General features: G+C 67.2%; 20 protein-coding genes. 9 read left to right on the top strand and 11 right to left on the bottom strand.

Translation table 11 applies throughout. The features are described from left to right. Positions 1 to 21 precede the first annotated feature (21 nt). Genes AZG88_RS42670 through AZG88_RS42655 form a run of 4 tightly spaced genes read left to right on the top strand, consistent with a single transcriptional unit; the run spans position 22 to position 5,638 of the window. Positions 22 to 927 (top strand): hypothetical protein, encoded by a 906-nt coding sequence (locus tag AZG88_RS42670; protein ID WP_061043660.1) that lies wholly within the window; start codon positions 22 to 24, stop codon positions 925 to 927. Then, positions 927 to 3,197: a heavy metal translocating P-type ATPase gene (locus AZG88_RS42665; RefSeq protein ID WP_061043659.1), complete on the top strand. Its 2,271-nt coding sequence runs from the start codon at positions 927 to 929 to the stop codon at positions 3,195 to 3,197. Before AZG88_RS42670 ends, AZG88_RS42665 begins: the two co-directional genes overlap by 1 nt. Continuing rightward, complete coding sequence (locus AZG88_RS42660; RefSeq protein ID WP_005249239.1) at positions 3,194 to 3,514, top strand: metal-sensitive transcriptional regulator; 321 nt, start codon at positions 3,194 to 3,196, stop codon at positions 3,512 to 3,514. The genes AZG88_RS42665 and AZG88_RS42660 overlap by 4 nt, the downstream gene beginning before the upstream one ends. Positions 3,515 to 3,550: 36 nt before the next feature. Further along, complete coding sequence (locus AZG88_RS42655) at positions 3,551 to 5,638, top strand: heavy metal translocating P-type ATPase (RefSeq protein WP_061043658.1); 2,088 nt, start codon at positions 3,551 to 3,553, stop codon at positions 5,636 to 5,638. Between the two features lie 33 nt (positions 5,639 to 5,671). Here AZG88_RS42655 and AZG88_RS42650 read toward each other — a convergent pair whose 3' ends face one another. Together AZG88_RS42650 and AZG88_RS42645 are read right to left on the bottom strand one after the other, a co-directional pair. After that, positions 5,672 to 7,156 carry a peptide MFS transporter gene (locus tag AZG88_RS42650; protein ID WP_061043657.1) on the bottom strand — a complete coding sequence of 495 codons (1,485 nt, stop codon included), beginning with the start codon at positions 7,154 to 7,156 and terminating at the stop codon, positions 5,672 to 5,674. A 76-nt stretch (positions 7,157 to 7,232) separates the two neighbouring features. Continuing rightward, positions 7,233 to 8,582, bottom strand: a complete 1,350-nt coding sequence (locus tag AZG88_RS42645; protein ID WP_231914400.1) for an NAD(P)/FAD-dependent oxidoreductase — start codon at positions 8,580 to 8,582, stop codon at positions 7,233 to 7,235. Between the two features lie 109 nt (positions 8,583 to 8,691). Here AZG88_RS42645 and AZG88_RS42640 point away from each other — a divergent pair, with 109 nt between their 5' ends. Beyond that, complete coding sequence (locus tag AZG88_RS42640) at positions 8,692 to 9,273, top strand: helix-turn-helix domain-containing protein (protein ID WP_063819623.1); 582 nt, start codon at positions 8,692 to 8,694, stop codon at positions 9,271 to 9,273. Here the strand turns inward: AZG88_RS42640 and AZG88_RS42635 are convergent. Beyond that, the gene (locus AZG88_RS42635) at positions 9,267 to 10,922 is read right to left on the bottom strand and encodes an FAD-dependent monooxygenase (protein ID WP_061043655.1); all 1,656 of its coding nucleotides are present in this window, start codon (positions 10,920 to 10,922) and stop codon (positions 9,267 to 9,269) included. The two genes, AZG88_RS42640 and AZG88_RS42635, sit on opposite strands and share 7 nt — an antisense overlap. A gap of 36 nt (positions 10,923 to 10,958) precedes the next feature. Then, positions 10,959 to 11,921, bottom strand: coding sequence for an MBL fold metallo-hydrolase (locus tag AZG88_RS42630; protein ID WP_005249229.1), 963 nt, complete (start codon positions 11,919 to 11,921; stop codon positions 10,959 to 10,961). A gap of 64 nt (positions 11,922 to 11,985) precedes the next feature. Here AZG88_RS42630 and AZG88_RS42625 point away from each other — a divergent pair, with 64 nt between their 5' ends. Continuing rightward, positions 11,986 to 12,279, top strand: a complete 294-nt coding sequence (locus tag AZG88_RS42625) for a hypothetical protein (RefSeq protein WP_061043654.1) — start codon at positions 11,986 to 11,988, stop codon at positions 12,277 to 12,279. A 121-nt stretch (positions 12,280 to 12,400) separates the two neighbouring features. Then, positions 12,401 to 12,895 carry a pyridoxamine 5'-phosphate oxidase family protein gene (locus tag AZG88_RS42620; protein ID WP_061043653.1) on the top strand — a complete coding sequence of 165 codons (495 nt, stop codon included), beginning with the start codon at positions 12,401 to 12,403 and terminating at the stop codon, positions 12,893 to 12,895. A gap of 42 nt (positions 12,896 to 12,937) precedes the next feature. Here AZG88_RS42620 and AZG88_RS42615 read toward each other — a convergent pair whose 3' ends face one another. The 5 genes from AZG88_RS42615 to AZG88_RS42595 all read right to left on the bottom strand — a co-directional run bounded on the left by AZG88_RS42615 (position 12,938) and on the right by AZG88_RS42595 (position 17,239). Continuing rightward, complete coding sequence (locus AZG88_RS42615; protein ID WP_061043685.1) at positions 12,938 to 13,513, bottom strand: dihydrofolate reductase family protein; 576 nt, start codon at positions 13,511 to 13,513, stop codon at positions 12,938 to 12,940. Positions 13,514 to 13,717: 204 nt separating this feature from the next. After that, positions 13,718 to 14,203 carry an SRPBCC family protein gene (locus AZG88_RS42610; RefSeq protein WP_005249225.1) on the bottom strand — a complete coding sequence of 162 codons (486 nt, stop codon included), beginning with the start codon at positions 14,201 to 14,203 and terminating at the stop codon, positions 13,718 to 13,720. A gap of 21 nt (positions 14,204 to 14,224) precedes the next feature. Next, complete coding sequence (locus AZG88_RS42605; RefSeq protein ID WP_061043684.1) at positions 14,225 to 14,548, bottom strand: ArsR/SmtB family transcription factor; 324 nt, start codon at positions 14,546 to 14,548, stop codon at positions 14,225 to 14,227. Positions 14,549 to 15,057: 509 nt separating this feature from the next. Further along, a complete protein-coding gene (locus AZG88_RS42600; protein ID WP_061043652.1) occupies positions 15,058 to 16,275 on the bottom strand; it encodes a DUF2254 family protein in 1,218 nt (405 codons plus the stop codon). A 307-nt stretch (positions 16,276 to 16,582) separates the two neighbouring features. Next, a complete protein-coding gene (locus AZG88_RS42595; protein WP_061043651.1) occupies positions 16,583 to 17,239 on the bottom strand; it encodes a hypothetical protein in 657 nt (218 codons plus the stop codon). A 214-nt stretch (positions 17,240 to 17,453) separates the two neighbouring features. On the opposite strand from AZG88_RS42595, the gene AZG88_RS42590 reads away from it, so the two are divergent. Beyond that, on the top strand, positions 17,454 to 19,808 hold the full coding sequence (locus tag AZG88_RS42590; protein ID WP_061701118.1) for an arylsulfatase: 2,355 nt from the start codon (positions 17,454 to 17,456) through the stop codon (positions 19,806 to 19,808). Between the two features lie 79 nt (positions 19,809 to 19,887). On the opposite strand, the gene AZG88_RS42585 is transcribed toward AZG88_RS42590, so the two are convergent. Continuing rightward, positions 19,888 to 20,403, bottom strand: a complete 516-nt coding sequence (locus tag AZG88_RS42585) for a putative immunity protein (protein WP_061043649.1) — start codon at positions 20,401 to 20,403, stop codon at positions 19,888 to 19,890. A 111-nt stretch (positions 20,404 to 20,514) separates the two neighbouring features. After that, complete coding sequence (locus AZG88_RS42580; protein WP_005249222.1) at positions 20,515 to 20,781, bottom strand: helix-turn-helix domain-containing protein; 267 nt, start codon at positions 20,779 to 20,781, stop codon at positions 20,515 to 20,517. A 96-nt stretch (positions 20,782 to 20,877) separates the two neighbouring features. On the opposite strand from AZG88_RS42580, the gene map reads away from it, so the two are divergent. Further along, positions 20,878 to 21,666: a type I methionyl aminopeptidase gene (gene map, locus AZG88_RS42575; protein ID WP_025433618.1), complete on the top strand. Its 789-nt coding sequence runs from the start codon at positions 20,878 to 20,880 to the stop codon at positions 21,664 to 21,666. Positions 21,667 to 21,673: the final 7 nt, after the last annotated feature.

Raw genomic sequence — 21,673 nt, 5'->3', positions numbered from 1 at the left:
CTCCACCACAGGAGCCCCACCATGAACGCAACCGGCAAGTTCGCCGGATTCACCGTCGGCCTCGTCGTGATCTTCGGCGCCGCGCTCGCTCTCGGGTCGGTTGCCGGCCCGGACGTCGCCGAGCCCGCCGCGCACACGGCCGAGGACGACGGACACGGCGCGACAGGCCATGACACCTCGAGCCACGACGCCGTCGCCGACGCGACCCCGGGCGGACTGACGCCCACTGCCGACGGCTACACCCTCGAACTGGCATCCGACCACGTCACCGCCGGTGCCGCGGTCCCGGTGCAGTTCCGGATCACGAACCACTCGGGGGTACCCGTGACGGACTACACCGTGGAGCACGAGAAACTGCTGCACCTGATCGTCGTGCGCCGGGATCTCGCCGGGTTCCAGCACGTCCACCCGACGCTCGACGCGACCGGAACGTGGAGCGTCCCCCTCGACCTCACCCGCGGCGGCGACTACCGCGTGTTCGCGGACTTCACCCCGGCAGGCGGGGAAGGCGTCACCCTGGGCACGGACCTGCGCGTCGCGGGCACCTACGACCCACAGGAACTGCCCGCTCCCGCAGCGACCGCCACCGTGGACGGGTACACCGTCACGCTCGACGGCGCGCTGCGGCCGGGGGAGACGTCGAACGTGGCGCTCTCGGTGAGCCGCGACGGTCAGCCCGTCACCGATCTGCAGCCGTACCTCGGCGCATACGGTCACCTGGTGGCGCTGCGCACCACCGACCTCGGATACCTGCACGTGCACCCGGACGGACATCCCGGCGACGGCGTCACCGCGGCGGGCCCCGGGATCGACTTCGCCGTCACCGCGCCCAGTCCGGGCGACTACCGGCTGTTCCTGGACTTCCAGCACGCCGGTGCCGTCCACACCGCGGAGTTCACCGCCACCGCCGGACCGGAGGAGAAGTGATGACCCCCTCGACCGACATCGCGGCACCGCCCGATTCCCAGATCGAACTGGCCATCGGCGGAATGACCTGCGCGTCGTGCGCCAACCGCATCGAGCGCAAGCTGAACAAACTGGACGGCGTCACCGCGACCGTCAACTACGCGACGGAGAAGGCCCGCGTCCATTACGACGCCGCCGACGTCTCGCCCGAAGACCTCGTCGCCACGGTCGAGCAGGCCGGATACACGGCGCGACTGCCCGAGGTGAAGCCCCCGGCCCCGGAGGAAGAGGACCCGGCGGCGGAACTGCGACAGCGGCTGCTCGTGTCGGCGGTGCTGACGGTCCCCGTCATCGCGATGGCGATGATCCCGGCGCTGCAATTCACGAATTGGCAGTGGCTCTCGCTCACCCTCGCGGCCCCGGTCGTGGTCTGGGGTGCTTGGCCGTTCCACAAGGCCGCCTGGACGAACCTGCGGCACGGCACCGCGACCATGGACACCCTGGTGTCGATGGGCACGCTGGCCGCGTTCGGCTGGTCGCTGTACGCCCTGTTCTGGGGCACCGCAGGCATGCCGGGGATGACGCACCCGTTCGAGCTCACGATCGCGCGGGTCGACGGCACCGGCAACATCTATCTGGAGGCCGCCGCCGGCGTCACCACGTTCATCCTCGCCGGCCGCTTCTTCGAGGCCCGCGCCAAACGGCGGGCGGGAGCGGCACTGCGGGCGCTGCTCGAACTGGGCGCCAAAGAGGTTTCGGTGCTGCGTGACGGCACCGAACAGCTGATCGGCATCGACCAGCTCGAGGTCGGCGACCTCTTCGTGGTCCGGCCGGGCGAGAAGATCGCCACCGACGGCGTCGTCGTCGAAGGTTCGTCGGCGGTGGACGCGTCGATGCTGACCGGTGAATCCGTGCCGGTCGAGGTGTCACCGGACGCCGAGGTGGCGGGTGCGACGGTCAACGTCGGCGGCCGAATCGTGGTTCGCGCCAGCCGGATCGGAGCCGACACGCAGCTCGCGCAGATGGCGTGGATGGTCGAGGACGCGCAGACAGGCAAGGCCGAGGTGCAACGCCTGGCCGACCGAATCTCCGGCATCTTCGTCCCCATCGTGATCGCGTTGTCGGTCGCGACCCTCGGTTTCTGGATCGGCACCGGCGGTTCGGTCGCCGCCGCGTTCACCGCCGCGGTCGCCGTCCTGATCATCGCGTGCCCGTGTGCGCTCGGACTCGCCACCCCGACCGCACTCATGGTGGGCACGGGACGCGGGGCCCAGCTGGGCATCCTGATCAAGGGACCGGAAGTTCTGGAATCGACGCGGCGAGTCGACACCGTGGTCGTCGACAAGACCGGCACCGTCACCACCGGCACCATGTCGCTGCACGACGTCGTCGCCGCGGACGGCCAGGACGCGGAGCAGGTTCTGCGGTTCGCCGGCGCCCTCGAGGACGCGTCCGAGCATCCCATCGCACGGGCGATCACCCGCGCGGCACGGGACCGGTTGACGACGCTGCCCGACGTCGAACAGTTCACCAACATCGCGGGACTCGGCGTCCAGGGCATGATCGACGGACACGCGGTGGTCATCGGCCGCGCGAAACTGCTCCGCGACTGGTCGCTGCGCCTCACCACGGAACTCCAGCGCGCCGTCGACGCGGCGGAGTCGGAGGGCAAGACCGCCGTCGGTATCGGCTGGGACGGCCAGGCGCGCGGCGTGCTCGTGGTCGCCGACACCGTGAAGCCGACGTCGCGCGAGGCAGTGTCGCAGTTCCGCGAACTGGGCCTCACCCCGATCATGCTCACCGGCGACAACAATTCCGCGGCCCGGGCGATCGCCGCCCAGGTCGGTATCGGCGACGTCGTCGCCGAGGTGCTGCCTCAGGACAAGGTCGACGTGATCAAGCGTCTGCAGGCCGAGGGCAAGGTGGTCGCGATGGTCGGCGACGGGGTCAACGACGCCGCCGCCCTCGCTCAGGCCGACCTCGGTCTCGCCATGGGAACCGGCACGGACGTGGCCATCGAGGCCAGCGACCTCACGCTGGTACGCGGCGACCTCCGGGCCGCGGCCGACGCAATCCGGTTGTCGCGCAGGACGTTGAGCACGATCAAGGGCAACCTGTTCTGGGCCTTCGCCTACAACGTCGCGGCGTTGCCACTGGCGGCGGCGGGCCTGCTCAACCCCATGCTGGCCGGTGCCGCCATGGCATTCTCATCGGTGTTCGTCGTGAGCAACAGCCTGCGACTGCGCCGCTTCCAGCCCCTGACCACTCCCACCCGAGGGGAATCACAATGACCGAGCAACCGACCACCGACCACGACCACACGAACGGCCACGGGTACATCAGCGCCAAGGACGACTACCTCAAGCGCCTGCGCCGCATCGAGGGCCAGGCGCGGGGTCTGCAACGGATGGTCGAGGACGAGAAGTACTGCATCGACATCCTCACCCAGGTCTCCGCGATGACCAAGGCGCTGCAGGCCGTGGCGCTGGGTCTGCTCGAAGACCACATCAGCCACTGCGTCGTCGACGCCGCCGTCGCCGGCGGCACCGAGGCCGACGCGAAGATCAAGGAAGCCACCGACGCCATCGCACGACTGGTGCGTTCCTGAAACCAGACCACGAGAGCAGCTTCCGAGGGAGCAGGCATGTCTCACGATCATCAGCAGCAGGAAGTGGAACAGGTCCGGCACACCGGACACGCCGGACACGACGCACACGGTGACCACACGGATCGGCACGCCGGTCACGGGGCGCACGGTGAGGTGTTCCGGCAGAAATTCTGGATCAGCCTCGCGCTGTCGGTGCCGGTGGTGGTGTTCAGCCACATGTTCGCCGACCTCCTCGGCTACACCGTCCCCGACTTCCCCGGTGCGTCGTGGATTCCGCCGGTGGTCGGCACCGCGATCTTCTTCTACGGCGGTGCGCCGTTCCTCACCGGCGCGTGGAGTGAACTGAAGTCGCGGCGGCCCGGCATGATGCTGCTGATCGGCATGGCGATCACGGTCGCGTTCCTCGCGTCGTGGGTGACGACCCTGCAGATCGGCGGATTCAACCTCGACTTCTGGTGGGAGCTGGCGCTTCTCATCGTCATCATGCTGCTCGGACACTGGCTCGAGATGCGGGCGCTGGGGTCGGCGTCCGGTGCCCTCGACGCGCTCGCCGCGCTGCTGCCGGACACCGCCGACAGGGTCACCGACGACGGCGTCACCGAAGTGCCCGTCTCCGAACTCGCCACCGGCGACCTGGTGCTGGTGCGGGCCGGTGGCCGCATCCCCGCCGACGGCACCGTCGAGGACGGCCGTGCGGAGGTCGACGAATCGATGATCACCGGCGAGTCCAACCCTGTCCCACGGTCGGTCGGCGACACCGTGGTGGCCGGCACCGTCGCCACCGACAGCGCGCTGCGCATCCAGGTGGGCGCGGTGGGGGAGGACACCGCCCTCGCCGGCATCCAGCGACTGGTCGCCGACGCGCAGTCCTCCTCGTCCCGGGCACAGGCCCTCGCGGACCGCGCCGCGGCGTTCCTGTTCTACTTCGCCTCGATCGCAGGGCTTCTCACGTTCGTGGTGTGGTCGCTGCTCGGCAACGTGGACGAGGCCGTGGTGCGGACCGTCACCGTTCTGGTGATCGCCTGCCCGCACGCGCTCGGCCTGGCGATACCCCTCGTGATCGCTATTTCCACCGAACGCGCCGCGAAGGCCGGTGTCCTCGTGAAGGACCGGCTGGCGCTCGAACGCATGCGCAACGTCGACGTCGTCCTGTTCGACAAGACCGGCACACTGACCCAGGGCAGGCACGCCATCACCGGGGTGGTCACCACCGCGGGCGTCACCGAGACCGAACTGCTCGCGCTCGCCGCCGCCGTGGAGGCCGACAGCGAGCACCCGGTCGCGCGGGCCATCGTCGCCGAGGCGGCCGCGAACGTGCCTGCGGACGAGCGGCGCACCGCGTCCGACTTCCGGTCACTGCCCGGACGCGGGGTGCGTGCGAACGTCGACGGCATGGAAGTGGCCGTCGGCGGACCGGCGATGCTCGCCGAACTGAACATGACGGTCCCCGGTGACGTTGCGGCGCAGACGAAACGGTGGGTCGAGCGCGGCGCCTCCGTCCTCCACCTGGTCCGCGACGGGCGGGTGCTCGGCGCGGTGGCGCTCGAGGACGCCGTCCGAGAGGAGTCGCGGCAGGCGATCGACGCCCTGCACGAGCGCGGTGTGAAGGTCGCGATGATCACCGGCGACGCCCGCCAGGTCGCCGACGCCGTCGCCACCGATCTCGGGATCGACGAAGCGTTCGCCGACGTGCTCCCGGAGAACAAGGACGCCGAGGTGGCCGCACTCCAGGCGCGCGGTCACCGGGTGGCGATGGTCGGCGACGGCGTCAACGACGCGCCCGCACTCGCCCGCGCGGACGTCGGCGTCGCGATCGGCGCCGGCACGGACGTCGCCATCGAATCGGCCGGCGTCGTCCTCGCCGCCGACGACCCCCGCGCCGTCCTCTCGATCATCGACCTGTCGCAGGCGAGCTACCGCAAGATGTGGCAGAACCTGGTGTGGGCCACCGGATACAACGTCATTGCCGTCCCTCTGGCCGCCGGGGTCCTCGCGTTCGCCGGGGTCGCGATCTCACCCGCCGTGGCGGCGATCCTGATGTCCGTCTCCACCATCGTCGTCGCCCTCAACGCCCAGCTGCTGCGAAGACTGGATCTGGATCCCGCACGGCTGAGCCGGAACTGACCGCGGTCTACGTCGACCGTGCCAGTGCCCTCACTATCTGCTGTCGGTCAGTGCTTCGATGTTGCGCGAGACGGCGAGCAGTACTGCTCCCAGTAGGACGGCCCCGGAACCGACGAGGAGAAAGAAGGTTCCCGGGGAGATTGTGGTGAACAGTCCGCCGAGTAGGCCGGAGAGCGTTGATCCACCGGCGAGGGTCAGGAAGAGCAGTGCCACGCTCTGCGCCTTGAACCGATCGGGTGCGATGCGCGTTGCCAGTGCGAGTCCGACCGGGCCGACGAAGATTTCGGATGAACCGGCAATGGCCATGCTGACGAGAACCAGCAGCGGTGGCACGGTCTTGTCAGGAAAGAATTGCGAGAGCAACAGCAGTAGGTAGGCGCAGCCGACCATGGTCAGGCCGATGGCGAACTTCGCGGACGTAGTCGGTTGGCGAGTACCGAGCTTCGTCCACAACATGGCGACGAGAGGGGTGAGCAGGACCGCGGAGACCGGACTGATGGTGGTCAGCCAGGGGGCGGGGACCTGCCAGCCACCGACGTCGAGATCAACCCGATCCTTGATGAACACCGAGATGGTGGTGAACTTCTGGAACAGGAATCCGAAGTACAGCAGGCTTGCGATCCACAGCGGGATGAAGCCCCTCATACGACGCTTCTCCGCCGGTGTCACGTTCCGCGAACGCAGGATCACGGTGAAATAGATGATCGCGGCGACGAGGATGACGACCCCGACGAATTGCGAAAGGTTGGTGTTGTCTACGAGCCCGAGCTGCCAGAGGGCGACCACGAACGCAGTCACGGCAGCGACGGCGGCGAACGCGTAGGGCAGGCGCGTGCGAGCGATGGGATTCTTGACGACACCGGCCTCGGCGGGAAGGTCGCGCATCTTCCACGAGTACTGGATGAGCGCGCCAACCATCCCGATGGCGGCGAGGCCGAAGGCTGCGTGGAATCCCCATCGGCTCTGAGTGAATCCGGTGAGCAGCGGTCCGACTGCGGAACCGGTGTTGATGGCCATGTAAAAGTACGAGAAACCGGCGTCGCGTGCGGCGCGATTGTTCGCATAGAGCATGCCCACTATCGACGTGATGTTCGTCTTCAAAGCGCCCGTGCCCAGAACGATCAGCGCGAGCCCGACAGCCAAACCCCCGAGGCCGTCGAGGACCGCGAGTGCCAGGTGCCCGGCGGTGATGATGACGGCGCCGTAGAGGACCATTCTGCGTGGCGCGATCAGCCGATCGGCGATCCATGCGCCGAGGATCTGAGACAGGTACACCGAGCCGCCGTAGGCTCCGACGATGCTGACCGCGGTCGCCGGCGCAAGTTCGAGGCCGCCGTCGCTGAGTGAGTACAACAGATAGAAGCTGAGAACTCCCTGCAAGCCGTAAAAGCTGAAACGCTCCCAGAGTTCGGTGAACGCCAGGTTCCATAGACCCTTGGGTTGCCCGAGCGACTCGGACCTCTTCCGCTCCACCGTGGGGCGGTCCTCGGTTGCGACGCTCTTGTCGATCTCGGTCATGTCTCTCCCTGTGTTCGGGGAAGGGGTGAAGTGCGCACCGGTGCCTCGGCGCTGAGCGCGTGCTGGTGGCGAGAGATCAGCGCCCGGCGATCTTGTCGGCCAGCAGCGCGAGTCGGGAGGTTCGAGGGCGGGCCGACCGGGCCTCGAGAATGTCGGCGATCGAGTAGACGCGATAAAGGCCGTGTGCGCCGATCCACCGAAGCGGTTCGGGTTCCCAACGTCTGGGCATCTGGCGAACCCAGGGCAGTGTGGGGAGCTTGGTATCGCCCTGCAGGATCAGGTCGGAGGCGATGCGGCCGGCGAGATGGGCGGCTGTCAGCCCCTGGCCGGCGTAGCCACCCACGCGCAGGATCTTGCTGCTGGGGTCGTTGTCGATGAACGGCGACCAGTCGCGGGACACCCCGAGTACGCCGCACCACGCGTGGGCCGGAGCGAGGGGAACGTGCGGGAACAGGTTCGCCAGGAGGTTGGTCAGTGCAGCGATGGTGTGCTGGTCGACTTCACCGTCACGGTCGAAGCCGGAGGCGAATCGGTACGGCTTGCCGCGGCCGCCGATCGCGATGCGCCCATCGGGCGTTCGCTGGCCGTAGAAGTACGTGTGGGCTGCACCCGACACTCCGTCACCGTGCGCCCAGCCGATCTGCTCCCACTGATCGTCGGTGAGCTGATCGGTCACGAGCATCGCGCTGTTGAGGGGGAGCATCCGTCGGCGCTGTCCCCGCTGGCGAGAGGAATAGCCTTCGGTGGCGACCACGACATGCCGACGTGCCCGCACGGTGTGAGCGCCGACGGAGAGTCGGCCGGGCTCGATCGTGTCCACGCGCGACGAGGTGTAGATGCGCACCCCGGCCCGTTGAACGGTCCGCGCCAGAGTGAGCAACATCTTGACGGGATCCACGCAGTAGTTGTCCGGTGAGTACAGGGCGCCCGTCACACCCGCGATATTCACCCGCTCACTCGCCTCTGCGGCGGTGAGGAGGCGAAGGTGTCCTTCGTCGATGCCCCAGCTACGGCTCTTGGCAAGGTAGCTTTCGATTCGGTTCTGCTCGCTGGCCGAGCGGGCCACCTGCATCCAGCCGCCGTGGCGGGCGTCGATGTTCTGGGCGCCGAGCACGTCGACGACGTCGTGTATGGATTCTTCCAGTCGCTGTTCGATCTCGAGGACTCCGGCACGACCGCCGTGTTCACGTGCCAGAACATCGCGGATTCCAACGGGTTTGGCCGACAACCAGCCGCCGTTGCGTCCGGAGGCTCCGAATCCGAGGCGCTCGGCTTCGAGCACGGCGACGGACAGTGTGGGGTCGGCCTGAGTCAGTGCCCACGCGGTCCACAAACCGGAGAGTCCACCGCCCACGATCGCGACATCGACTTCTTGGTCGCGGTCCAAGGGGACTGTCGCCGGAGTGTCGAGATCATCTCGCGACATCCAGTGGGAAAGGTGGCCGTTTCGCATGGAGAGACTCCACGGTCAATTTTTCTTTACCTAAGATCAAGTTATCTTGATCACAACCAAAGGCTGATGTACTTTCTGAGGTATGTCAAGTGCATCGACGGACGACGGTTCCCCAGCGGTCGATCCCCACTCACTGGGTGCGCGGCTGCGCTCACGACGACGCGCGCTGCGATTGACGCTGGCCGAGGTCGCTGCAAAAGCCGAGGTCAGTGAGGGGTTTCTCAGCCAGCTCGAACGGGACCGCAACACGGCCAGCATCGCGACCCTGCAGAGGATCTGCGCCACCCTGCAGATGAACGTCGGTGAGCTGTTCACCGAGGCATCCTCCACCGCCGTGCACCGGTACCGCACCGCCCATTTCAATGCCTTCGGCACCAACGCGCGCAAGGTCCGCATCACCCCGACGACCCATCGCCAGCTCGAATCGTTCATCGGGGAGTTCGACCCGTACGGGACCACCGGCGACGAGCTGTACGCACACGGCGACTCCGAAGAAGTTCTGCTCGTCATCTCCGGCCGCATCGAGGTCACCATCGGTGAGCACACCGACGTGCTCAACGCACTCGACAGCGTCGCGTACTCGAGCTCCCGCCCGCACCGCGCCCGGGAGATCGACGGCAACCCCGCCGTTGCGCTCTGGATGATGTCGCCGCCGAGCTACTGAGGAGCTGCTGCGACGACTCGATCTGGATCCACGAGGGATTCCATTGCGGCGAATACGGGTTCGGTGATCCGGTGCAGCGCGGACACCAGCCCGTCGACCGTGTGGGTGACCGCCGCGATGTAGGCGTCGGGGCGGATGACCCACACCTCGCCGGGCTTCGCGTCCAACGCGGCGGTGAGGACGCCGGTGCTGTCGATCTCCGACAGCCGGACGAGGCGGATCGGTGTGTGCACCGCGCCGAGGGCCGCGCTGCGGATCTCGTCGACGTCCACACCGTCACCGAGCAGGAGAAGGATTCCGCACCGGGCGATGTCGCGGAGCCGGGTGCCGGCACCACCGCGCAGCGTCACCGGGGTGTCGGGCACGAGGATTCCCGGCGCCGCGGCTGGGGTGCAGCCACGCTCGGGGCGCCCGGCGAACGGCCGTTCCGGATCGATTGTGGTCAAGGGTGACTCGATGTACCAGAACGGCTCGGCGAGGCGACCGCTGTCGACCTTCACCCGGGCCTGCGGGTCGGTGACCGCCGCGGTGAGCACGTCGCGCCGGTGCCGGTGCTGGCCCTCGGACTGCGGCACGAGGAAATCCATCGTCGCCGTGGTGACCGCGATGTTCTCGACGGCCGCCGCGTGCCGCTCGGTGTGGTACGTCTCGAGCAGCGCTTCGTCGGCCCAGCCGCGCAGGACGAATGCGAGCTTCCACGCCGCGTTCTCGGCGTCGGCGACACCGGAATTCAGGCCGCGCGCCCCGAACGGTGACACGATGTGCGCGGCGTCGCCGGCCAGTAGCACCCGGTCGACGCGCATCCGGTTCGCGACCCGGGAGTGGAAGCGGTACACCGATTTCCACACGATCCGGTAGTCGGTGTCGCCGATGATCTTCCGGATCCGCGCGTCGAGTGCACCCGACTTCTCCTCGGCCTCGAGGTCGTACTCGCCGGGCACCTGCCAGTCGATGCGGAACGTCGAGTCCGGGCACGGGTGGATGAGCACCTGCCTGCCCGGGTTCCACTCCGGGTCGAAGTAGAAGCGGCGTTCGTCGGCCCAGCCCGGAATGTCGGCGGCGATGTCGCAGATCAGGAACTTGTCGTCGAACGAGCGACCGTCGAACGTGACGCCCAGCTGCCGCCGGATCGCACTGCCCCGCGACCCCACGGCCACCACCGCGTAGTCCGAGGTGACGGCCTCCTCCCCGGAACCGGTGCGGCAGGTGATGGTCACGCCGGTCTCGTCCTGATCCACCGACGTGGCCTCGTATCCCCACCGGACGTCGATCGACGACGTGGCCGCGATCCGCTCGTCGAGCAGTTCCTCGGTCCGTGCCTGGGAGATGTTGACGAACGGCGGGAACGACGAGATGCCGCGGTCGACGAACGTCTGCGCGAACAGTTCGTGGTCGCGGTGGAACGTGCGGGCGCACCCCCACGTCACGCCCTCGTCGGCCAGCTGCCTGCCGACGCCGATCGCGTCCCACACCTCGAGGACGTCCCGCTGCTGGCAGATCGCCTTCGATCCGATCGGGTCGCGTTCGGCCCGTGCGTCGAGCAACGTGACCGGGATGCCCCAGCGTGCCAGCAGCAACGCCGTCGTCTGCCCCACCGGGCCGTTGCCCACGACGGTGACCGTGCCGCCGCGGGTGTGTCGTCTTCCCATGATCCTCGCCTTGTCAGTGTGAAACGGTGACGGACTTCAGCCCTGCAACTGGTCCCAGACCTCGCGGTCACGCTCGGCGGTCCAGATGACGGGCCGTTCGATGCCCGACAGCTCGTCCCACACGCGGGAGACGTCGAACGGGAGGCAGTGTTCGAAGATCGGCCAGTGCCCGTACTGCTCGTTCAGTGCGGCGTGGGTGGCTTCGAACGCTTCCTTCAGGGTGCCGCCGCGCTGCTGCACCGCCCCGACCTCGGCCAACATGACCTCGATGAAGTGGCGGGTCTGCTCGATGGCGGCGTCGACGGCCTCCCGCCCGTGGGAGACGGCGCCGCGTCCGCCGATCAGGACCTCCGCGCCGAGCGCCTTGATCCGGTCGAGGGTGCCGGTGGACCAGTCGCGGTGGAAGGCGTCGCCGGTGTAGAGCGCGGCCTGCGCCTCGACGAGGTCGCCGGCGAAGAGGATCTTCTGCTTCGGCAGCCACGCGGTGATGTCGCCCTCGGTGTGTCCGCGGCCGAAGTGCTGGAGCACGAGGTCACCGCGTCCGCCGCCGAGGTCGATGGTGAGTTTGTCGGCGAACGTCAGGGTGGGCCACGTCAGTCCGGGCACCGAGTCGGCGGCCTTGGCCAGCCGCGGCATGCGTCCGAATTCGCTTGCCCAGTCTTCCTTTCCACGCTCCTCGATGAGGGCGCGGGTGGTTTCGTGCGAGACGATGGTCTCGGCGTCGAACGCGGACGCGCCGAGCACGCGGACGGCGTGGTAGTGCGAGAGCACCAGGTACCGGACCGGCTTGTCGGTGTGCTCGCGCAGCTTGCGCAACCAGTCCTGGGCGGCCACCGGGGTGGCGAGCGCCTCGAAGCAGACGACGAAGTCCTCGCCCTCGATGGCGCCGATGTTGGGATCCCCCTCGGCGGTGAGGGCGTACACGCCGTCGGCGAGGACCTCGAGGGTCTGCTCCTTCTCACCGAGGTCGGCCGACGAAGCGAAACTTGTGGGGCTCATGCGATCCACCTAACTAATCAAAGGTTTGATTGATGGTGGCCACAGTAACCCGGATCACAAAATAATGAAAGCCTTGATCAAAATTTGCCTGGGCACCCTGCAACGCTCGTTCGATCTGACGCAACGAGCGTCCCGTTCGTCGCGACGGGGGTGGGTAGACGGGGGTGGGTATCAGGGTCGAGTTATCGAGCTCGGCCTCGTCGACGAGCTGCGCATATTCCGCAATCCGGTCGTCGTCGGTGGCGGCGCGCCGTTCCTGCCGCCGGTCACCGAAAACGTCCCGCTCGACCTGATCGAGACGGCGTGCTCACCCGATCCGCCGTCGGCGTGCCTTGGTGAGGGAAGGGGATGGTGCTGAACGGCGCGGCCCGAATGCGATGCGAATTCCTCCACCGCTCGATGTCGAGAACCCGCGGTCGGCGCCGTCCCCGATGTGAGCGCGGCCATGAGGGTCGCGCCACGACGGAAGGCGAACACACATGGAGCGGCACGAGATCGACGACGAACTCGCCGGCACCGGCGCGCAGCAGCTGCTCACGTGCAGCTCGATGGCCCGCCTGGCGTACCTCGCAATGGACGCAACCCCGCGGGTGATCCCGATCGGCTTCTACTGGACTGGCGACCAGGTCGTGGTCTCCACCGCCGCGACCGCACCCAAGGTCGCGGCGCTGTCAGCCCGCCCGGACGTTGCCCTGACGATCGACAGCGGCGACACGCCCGGCGAAGCCCGAGCCCTGTCGATTCGCGGACGGGCGAGTATCCGGATCGTCGACGGGGTGACCGAGGAATACCTCGCCAGCGCCAGGAAGACGATGGACGCCGAGGCGGCGGCCCAGTTCGAGCAGAACTGCCGCGAGCTGTACGACCAGATGGCGCGTATCGCGATCACACCGCACTGGGTGCGCTACTACGACTTCGGCGCCGGCCGACTTCCACGATTCCTGCAGGAGCTGGTCGAGCGAACCGGGGGATGACGGTGTGGCACGGTTACCCGGCCCCGGGCAGGTGAGTACAGGTCAATGGAGGGTGGGCCGGTAGATGAGCTCTTGGATGTGACCGTCGAGCGTCCGGTTCTCGAGCAGCTCCAGGTCGAAGTCGGCCCCACCCCGGAAGATCGGGTCCAGCCCGGTCCGAGCGGTGATGACAGGGAAGAGCGTCACCTGCACGCGGTCCACCAGGCCGGCGGCCATCAGCGCCCGATTCATCGACAGGCTGCCGTGCGAGCGCAACGGCACCTCGGACTCCTCCTTGAGACTGGCGACGACGTCGACGGCGTCACCGCTCACGACGGTCGCGTCCGGCCAGTCGAGGGGTCCTTCCAGTGTCGTCGACACCACCGTTGCCGGCAGGCTCCTCATCCGAGTGACCCATGGATCGCGCACGTCGGATTCCTCGGTGCTCGCGGCCAGCATCTGCGCGAATACCCGATACGTGTTGGCTCCGAAGACCATCCGCTGCTCCGCGCCGTACAGGTCGAGACGATGGTCGAGCAACTCGGGGCCTTGCTTACCCCAGTAGCCGGTCCAGTCGGCACTGGCGGCGCCGTAGCCGTCGAGGCTGGAAAAGACGTCGAAGGTGTAGGTCGCGGTCATGTCGTTCTCCTCGAGTACGGTTGTCGATCGGTGTAGGTACAGACTGGCAACCACTGCGAAACTCATCGCCGCCGGACTGACCACAGCGTTGTGCAGGCCTACGACGCGTGGTCGCAACAGGAGTGCCGCGCCCTTTTGCCGACTCGCCGCCTCGCGCGTGGAGGGCGAGGCGGCGAGATCGCCCTGTGCGGTGAACCGGCAGGCTCAACCCTTGATGAGATCGTCAATCTGGCCGATCGCCTGCGAGGCACCCTCGACCACGCCCATGTCGAGCACCTGCTGGAGACCTTCGGCGGTTGCGTAGGTGCTGACGTAGGTGGCGATGGTGCTGCCGTCCCTTTCCTGGAAGGAGAACTCGTTGGTGGACACGGGCATCGACTCGATCGGGGTGAAATCCGCGTCGGCGAACCCGTCGGTGAAGGTGAAGCCGGTCGGCTCGTCGACGGAGATGATGTTCCAAAAACCCGCATGCTTGTCGCCCTCGGGCCCGGTCATATAGTAGGTGACCCGACCGCCGGGGGCGAACTCATGGTCGACCACTGTCGCCGGGTACGTCGGTGGACCCCAGATCTTTTCGAGCTGGCGAGGATCGGCATAGATCTGCCAGATCCGCGCTCGGGGGGCGGCGAACTCGGCGGTGATGGTCAAGGTCAGTGCATCGATGTCGTGGCTGACATTGGTGACAGGCATCGTTCATTCCTTCCGTTGGAGTTACGTTGCGATCAGTTCGTCGATGCGTGCGATACGCCCACGCCAGACCTGTTCCAGCTCGGCCAGCATGGACGACACCGCGCGGACTGCTTCCACATCGCCCGTGGCGAGTTGTTCACGGCCGCTGCGTCGTTTGACGAGTAAGCCGGATTTCTGGAGGACGGCGACGTGCTTCTGTACCGCAGCGAAACTCATGTCGTAATTCGCTGCCAGTGCCGAGACGGAATGCTCGCCGGCCAGCACGCGACGCATGATGTCGCGCCTCGTTCTGTCGGACAGCGCGTGGAACAGGGCATCGGCCTGATCCTCTTCTGTTTCTGACACACTCAGAACATACAACCGATTGGTTGTATGTGCAAGGCTGCTTCGACTTTCAGGATGCGAGTCGGCGGCGGATGGCACCTTCGACAACGCGGGCCGACGGCGCCCCGATCGACGTCAGTTGCCGAAATGTTTGCCGCTCGGGTATGCACTAACGACACCCCTCGCAGTCTTGATCAACCGGGCGTCGAGGAACACGGTGTTCACCGCGGCGATCTCGCCATTGCCGTCCCATGAACTGGTGCAGGGAAACCGATGCGCCTCCGTCATCAGCTGACCTATGGCCTCAGCTGATGAGCAGTCATGATGTCCTCACCTTGCATCGCTACCTCGTGACTTACCCACCTCGGGTTCTTCCAGGCCGCCGCCGGTTCATGGTCGCTCGCGCGAAGCTTCCGGCAGCCCCCGCTTGGGAGCGAAACCCATTCGAGCCCAAAGTTCTTCGCCGATATCCCGCCGGGAGTCCGGAAGCAGTGGAACCCGCCCGGAGGTGAACTGCGCCCCGACGGCGTTCACGCGGGCGGGGGAAAGAGTGTGGCGAGGTATGCGTTCACCCGGGTCAGCCGCGGGGTGAGCACCTCGTGGCGGTCCGGCTGAGCCCGGCTCTGCACGCGTTCGAGCAGTTTCTGGATGCGGAGCAGGACACTGGGCGTGGTCGCCGCCGAGGTGATGAGGTCGTCGAGGCTGGTCCGAACGAACTCGTCCCAGCCCGGTCGCGCGATCACCAGGCGCAGAGCGTTGTCGTCGTCGGTGACGCGGCGGGGTTCGGTCGGTGCCGCAGCGGCCCGGCCGAGCAGGTCCTCGAGGTAGTCCAAGGCCTGGACGGTGGTTGCCGGGTCATTGGGCCGCAGGGCGCGTAGCGCGATGTCGGTCAGCAACCGGAACGCGAACAGCGGGTCTTGTTCGAACGTCCGCTCGCTGCCGACGACCAGCCCACCGACGACAACCGAGGCGGGGAGCTGTCCGTGGATGTCGGCGACGGGCATGCCGCACTGCAGGGTGATGCCAGGGGATTCGCGCAGGACGATGACCGCGTCCGCGGCCCGGGCGGCGCCGACGAGACGGTCGAACTGGATTCTTTGCAGCACGGCAGGTGGATTCGGCCAGGTGACCGTCGTGCACGGCTCCGGCAGAGGCGGTGCGGGTGAGACCGTCGTGCCAGCGTCTCGGGGATACACCGAGTCGAGGACGTCGCGGCCGTGGGCCGCGATGGAGTTCAGGACGGGCGAGAGTTGAATGGCGGTTGCCACAGTCACCTGGAGCGTGCGGAGCAGGGCCGCCATCACGACGAGCAGAACGATGGCGGTGATCAGGACGGCCATCGAGACCCGGGCGCGGGGGCCGATGGTGAAGGCCGCGGAGATGCAGAAGACGGTCACGCCGAGGGCGAAGGCGAAGGTCTGCCGCAAGATCGGGGTGTCGCGGAATTGGGTCAGGCGGGGGCTGTAGTTCGAGGCCACCCACCGGACGACCAGGATCCCCAGCGAGTAGATGACCGCGACCAGGCCGAGCACGCCGAGTCCGATCGTGGTCAGGATCCCGATCACCTGTTGGGCCGGCAGGTCGGGTCCGCGCCGGATTCTCGGCACGGTCAGCCCGAGGCCCAGCCCGACGAGGATGTACAGCAGCTGGGCGAGTTCGGCGTACAGGATCCGTCGATGACGGTAGGCATCACCGGCGGGGGCTTTGGTCATCAGGTACCCGGCCGTGACCGGCCAGTGCTTCTGCACGGCGTGGCCATGACCGGCTCCTCTCTCGATCGGGTTCGTCTCTCTCTTGTTCCACCAAAGCACTCCGAGGCCGAGGTCGGCCAGAGCTGCGGTGATAACCCGTTGCGCCGAGTCGGCGAATGACGGTCTTCGGGGTCGGCGTGTGAGCGGTTCGATGCGTGCGCACGGTCGGTCGCGGCGGATCAGAAACAGCGCGCTGACCTCGCCGAGAGCTTCGGTCGCGCAGCTCGGCAGTGGGGCGCGAAGTACGACCCGCTGGCAGGACGGTGAACCAGGTCGGCCAATCGCCGCGCTGGCACCGCAGGTCTCAGCCCGGACTGGTGGGTTGTCGGTGCTCGGTGGCGAGGATGTACGCGCTGACTACCAGCACCCACGCCGGGAAGACCAGCGCCACCCAGAAGCTGAAGCTGACGACCACCAGCAGCACCACGGCGAGCAGATACGTCCCGATCACCAGCGGCTTCGGCATCAGCCTGGTCCGCAGCCACATCGTGGCCAGGGAGATCATGAACACCGCGGCCATGCGCACGGAGTAGACGTTGTTGATGTGCAGCATCACCTCCCGACCGAAGAAGACGATGTCGGTCTCGACGACATCCGACGAGTGCCGGGAAACGGCGAGCAGTGCGCCCGCGAGCGCCATCGAGACAAAGGTCATGGCGAGAAACAGCAGCCCACTACCCAGGAAGACGGTCGAGAAGAAGCGGTCCTCGAGGTTGCCGAACTGGTCGCGGAGCACACCGACGAACCACAAGAACGCGATGCCCGCGATCGGGGCAAGGAACAGGGCGGTGGTGATCTTCGAGCCACCGCGCACCCAGGGCGTCGCAGCGGTGGACGGCATCGCCGTGACCAGCAGGACGATGCTGGTGGCGAACAGCGCGCCGAAGACGATGCCCGCGACCGCCGCAGACCGCGGCGTCCGCAGCTGGCGGTATTGGGCCTCGCCGCGCGTATCGGCCATGGGTCCATCATGGCCGAACTCGGGTTCGGGAAGCCAGCGGGCCACCGAACCTCGCCGCGGCCGCGGTGCGCTCTGCTGCACCGTGCGCGAATAAGTCCCGCCCGGCTTGTGCTTGTGATGCGAAGACGCCCCGACACCACACCGGGAACGCTGAAAGGTGGGGTTCCGCATGCCGAGAAGTGCGCAGCGGGCCGTCGACCGGAGGAGCACCACCATGGCCACGAACCATAAGGGCAAGATCGCGGTCGACATTCGAGACTCGGTGGCGGACTGGTCGCCGTACCTGCCGACCCCGGCCCCCGAGGGCGCCCCGAACGTGTTGATCATTGCGTGGGACGACGTGGGCTACGGCAGCATGGACGTCTTCGGCGGTCCCATCGAGACCCCCACCATGCGGCGCATCGCCGACGCAGGTGTGCGCTACTCGAATTTCCACACCACGGCGCTGTGTTCGCCCACCCGTGCGTCGCTGTTGACCGGCCGCAACGCCACCTCCAACGGGATGGCCACGGTCGCCGAACTCAGCTCCGGGTTCCCCGGCATCTCGACCCACATCCCCTTCGAGAACGGATTCATCTCCGAGGTACTGGCCGAACGCGGATGGAACACCTACTGCGTCGGCAAATGGCATCTGACCCCGAGCGAGGAATGCAACATGTCGGCGGTCAAGAGCCGGTGGCCGCTCGGCCGCGGCTTCGAACGCTTCTACGGCTTCCTCGGCGGCGAGTCCAACAGCTGGTACCCCGACCTCGTCTACGACAACCACCCGATCGAGGCACCCGGAACCCCCGAGGACGGCTACCACCTGTCGAAGGACCTGTCCGACAAGTCGATCCAGTTCATCCGCGACGCCAAAGCCATCGACCCGGACAAACCGTTCTTCATGTACCTGGCCCCGCAGGCCGGGCACGCCCCGCACCACGTCCCCTCCGAATGGGCCGACAAATACAAGGGCAAATTCGACCAGGGCTACGAGGCCATCCGCGCCGAGATCCTCGCCCGCCAGAAGGAACTGGGCCTGCTGCCGCCCGGCACCGAGCTGTCGCCGATCAACCCGCACGGGGAGCCGAACACCACCGGCCCGGACGGTCAGCTCTGGCCGATCCTCGACACCGTCCGCCCGTGGGACTCGCTCACCGCCGACGAACAGCGCCTGTTCATCCGGATGGCCGAGGTGTTCGCCGGATTCATCTCCTACGCCGACGATCAGCTCGGCCGAGTGATCGACTTCCTCGCCGAATCCGGCGAACTCGACAACACCCTGCTCATCGTGATCTCCGACAACGGCGCAAGCGGCGAGGGCGGCCCGAACGGGTCGTTCAACGAATGGCGCTTCTTCAACGGCGTCGCCGACACCACCGAGGTGACACTGCCGCACCTCGACGAACTCGGCGGCCCCGCCTCCTACAACCACTACAACACCGGATGGGCCTGGGCATTCGACACCCCGTTCCCGTACTGGAAGCGGTGGGCCGGCTACGAGGGCGGCATCGCCGACATGTGCATGATCTCCTGGCCGGCGAAGCTGGCGCCCCGCCCCGAACCGCTGCACCAGTACATTCACGCGGTCGACGTCGTTCCCACCATCTACGAACTCCTCGACATCGAACCGCCCGCGGTACTCAAGGGCTACACACAGAGCCCGATCGAGGGCGAGAGCTTCGCCGCGTCGTTGACCGACCCCACCACCCCGGGGAAGGCAACCCAGTTCTACGCAATGCTCGGCCAGCGATCCCTGTACCACGAGGGATGGCTCGCCTGCTCGCTGCACCCGCCGATCTCCGGCTGGGGCAACTTTCACCACGACGTCTGGGAGCTCTACCATCTCGACGAGGACCGAGCCCAATCCCACAACCTCGCCGACACCGAACCGGACCGCCTCGCCGAGATGAAAGAACTCTGGTTCTACTACGCCGGCATCTTCAAGGGCCTCCCACTCGATGACCGCAACACCCTCGAACAAGTCCTCTCCGACCGCCCACACCCCGGCAAGCCCCGCGACCACTACATCTACTACCCGAACTGTGCGGACGTCCCCGAAAGCGCCGGGGCCGCCATCACCGGCCGCTCCTTCACCATCGCGGCCGGAGTCCACGTCGACACCCCCGACGCCGAGGGTGTGCTCTACGCGCACGGCGGAGTCGCCGGCGGACACAGCCTCTACGTCAAGGATCACCGACTCCGCTACACCTTCAACTGGCTCGGCACCCGCATCGAGGACGTCGCCGCCGACCGCGACCTCACCGCGGGCGCCCACGTGTGCACCGCCGAATTCACCGTGAAAGGCAAGAACGAGGACCCGACCATGCCTGGATTCGCCGGCACCCTCGACCTCTACCTCGACGACCAACAGGTCGCCAGCAGCGAGATCGTCACCCAGCCCGGCGTGTTCTGCCTCGTCGGCGACGGTATCTGTGTGGGACGCGACAGCGCCTCCCCGGTCACCGCCGACTACACCGCACCGTTCCCGTTCACCGGCGGCACCATCGACAAGGTCGTCGTCGACGTCTCCGGCGAACGATACGTCGACCACGAGGCACAGGTCCGGGGCTGGTTCATGATCGACTAGGCACTGGGCAAACCAGGTGCCGTGCCGTGCACGACGCCCGGTGGAGGGTGGGGCTTCCGGGCCGCGCCCCGAGGCGCCGTCAGCAGTCGAACACCGACCAGCAGATGTCGTTCCGCAACCGCTGGTCGTCGAGTACGAGCTCGCGAATCGCCTCAGGGAGCTGGTCACGCTGCCACCGGCACTCACGTCGTCCGGCTGCCTCGCCCTCACCCTCCGGCGCGGCAGCGCGTGCGGCTTTGATCGCATAGGCGGCAGCACCGAGTTCGTGCGCCGCAACGTGCGCGACGGCTCCGGCCTGCCCCGCCGCGTATGCAGCATGCCGTGCCGCTCCGCGCAGGTCTCTGGCCGCGCCCATCGCATGGCCTCCCGCCGCGCGGGCCTGCATCATCTCGACCTCCCCCCGCACCCACGCGCGGGCATGCTCGATCGCCTCACGCGGTCGTGTGTCCTCAGGCCGAGCCGACTCGAACAAGTTGAGGACGTGCTCCGCGCACGATGCCGCCCACAGGGCCAGAAGCTGATGATCCGAGTCGGTGAGCGTCCCACCGCGGCGGATCGTGACGAAGCGAGGGTCTCGGACCTTCGGGAGGATCATGGCTAGAACTTCTATCACTTGCATCCGGCCACAGCACCCGAAAGCTGCGCATGACTCGTGCCCCGGATCTGAATCCTGTGTGCGGGCAGCTCTGCTCGAGCTGGAGAATTGCTACCCGGTTTGCCGGAGGTCGGTATGGGCAAGGCAGATGTCGGCGAGCTCGTCGAGCGACAGGGGAAGCACCCGGGCGAGCGCCGCGACGGTCGTGAATGCGGGTGTCGCCATCCGCCCGGTCTCGATCTTTCGAAGAGTCTCCGGAGAGATCCCGGCCTCCTGCGCAACTTCGGCGAGGGTGCGATCACCCCGTGCCTGCCGTAGCTGATGACCGAGGCGCTTGCCTGCGGCCAGCTGTTCCGGGGTCAGAGGGAGACGCACCATGCGAGCAGTCTAACCCTGCAGCGGTATGAAAATCCCAGCCCGCAGTCTAGGGTGGTATTTTAATACCGAATTTGTGCGTACGAAGAGGAGCAGTTGGTGCTGGAACTGAAAACACCCCGCGAGGTCGCCGCGATGGACGTCACCGGCACATTCATCGCCGAGTTGCTCGACGATCTCGAACACCGCGCCGAACCGGGCGTGAATCTGCTCGAGCTCGAAGACCGAGCCCGGCAGTTGATCGCCCAGCGCGGCGCCACCTCGTGCTACTGGGACTATGCGCCGTCATTCGGGCGCGGACCGTTCCGCAACGTCATCTGCCTGTCGGTCAACGACGCGGTACTCCACGGCCTGCCGCACGACTACGTGCTGCAGGACGGGGACCTGCTGACCATGGACATCGCAGTCTCCATCGACGGGTGGGTCGCCGATTGTGCCCGCAGCATCATCGTCGGCAATCCACGACCCGAGGACGAGCGCCTCATCGCAGCCACCGAAAAGGCCCTGACAGCCGGAATCGCCGCCGCGGTACCCGGCAACCGGCTGGGCGATGTGTCTGCGGCGATCGGCGCGGTCGCCGCCGAGTACGGGTACCCGGTCAACACCGAATTCGGTGGTCACGGGCTCGGGCGGACCATGCACGAAGATCCGCACGTATCGAACACAGGACGTGCGGGCCGAGGACTCACACTGCGCCCGGGGCTGACCCTCGCCCTCGAACCGTGGTTCGCCGCCGGTACTGACAAGATCGTCTACGACCCCGACGGGTGGACCATCCGCTCCGCGGATGGATCGCGCACCTCGCACAGCGAGCACACCATCGCAATCACCGACGGCGCGCCGCTCGTGCTGACGCGCCGGGAACAGGTCGCTGCAACTGCACTGTGATGGCCAG

Source organism: Rhodococcus sp. LB1, from assembly GCF_001583455.1.
GTDB lineage: Bacteria > Actinomycetota > Actinomycetes > Mycobacteriales > Mycobacteriaceae > Rhodococcus_F > Rhodococcus_F opacus.
The sequence above is the reverse complement of the archived record's forward strand: the minus strand, read 5'-3'. Positions and strand labels throughout refer to the sequence as shown.

Excerpts from the sequence above, each read along its gene's own strand:
- AZG88_RS42640 (WP_063819623.1), top strand. The coding sequence starts at position 8,692 with ATGTCAAGTGCATCGACGGACGACGGTTCCCCAGCGGTCGATCCCCAC.
- AZG88_RS42620 (WP_061043653.1), top strand. The coding sequence starts at position 12,401 with ATGGAGCGGCACGAGATCGACGACGAACTCGCCGGCACCGGCGCGCAG.
- AZG88_RS42665 (WP_061043659.1), top strand. The coding sequence starts at position 927 with ATGACCCCCTCGACCGACATCGCGGCACCGCCCGATTCCCAGATCGAA.
- AZG88_RS42645 (WP_231914400.1), bottom strand. The coding sequence starts at position 8,582 with ATGTCGCGAGATGATCTCGACACTCCGGCGACAGTCCCCTTGGACCGC.
- AZG88_RS42660 (WP_005249239.1), top strand. The coding sequence starts at position 3,194 with ATGACCGAGCAACCGACCACCGACCACGACCACACGAACGGCCACGGG.
- AZG88_RS42630 (WP_005249229.1), bottom strand. The coding sequence starts at position 11,921 with ATGAGCCCCACAAGTTTCGCTTCGTCGGCCGACCTCGGTGAGAAGGAG.
- AZG88_RS42610 (WP_005249225.1), bottom strand. The coding sequence starts at position 14,203 with ATGCCTGTCACCAATGTCAGCCACGACATCGATGCACTGACCTTGACC.
- AZG88_RS42625 (WP_061043654.1), top strand. The coding sequence starts at position 11,986 with ATGAAAGCCTTGATCAAAATTTGCCTGGGCACCCTGCAACGCTCGTTC.
- AZG88_RS42595 (WP_061043651.1), bottom strand. The coding sequence starts at position 17,239 with ATGGCCGATACGCGCGGCGAGGCCCAATACCGCCAGCTGCGGACGCCG.
- AZG88_RS42635 (WP_061043655.1), bottom strand. The coding sequence starts at position 10,922 with ATGGGAAGACGACACACCCGCGGCGGCACGGTCACCGTCGTGGGCAAC.
- AZG88_RS42615 (WP_061043685.1), bottom strand. The coding sequence starts at position 13,513 with ATGACCGCGACCTACACCTTCGACGTCTTTTCCAGCCTCGACGGCTAC.
- AZG88_RS42670 (WP_061043660.1), top strand. The coding sequence starts at position 22 with ATGAACGCAACCGGCAAGTTCGCCGGATTCACCGTCGGCCTCGTCGTG.
- AZG88_RS42580 (WP_005249222.1), bottom strand. The coding sequence starts at position 20,781 with ATGGTGCGTCTCCCTCTGACCCCGGAACAGCTGGCCGCAGGCAAGCGC.
- AZG88_RS42655 (WP_061043658.1), top strand. The coding sequence starts at position 3,551 with ATGTCTCACGATCATCAGCAGCAGGAAGTGGAACAGGTCCGGCACACC.
- AZG88_RS42590 (WP_061701118.1), top strand. The coding sequence starts at position 17,454 with ATGGCCACGAACCATAAGGGCAAGATCGCGGTCGACATTCGAGACTCG.
- AZG88_RS42585 (WP_061043649.1), bottom strand. The coding sequence starts at position 20,403 with ATGATCCTCCCGAAGGTCCGAGACCCTCGCTTCGTCACGATCCGCCGC.
- AZG88_RS42650 (WP_061043657.1), bottom strand. The coding sequence starts at position 7,156 with ATGACCGAGATCGACAAGAGCGTCGCAACCGAGGACCGCCCCACGGTG.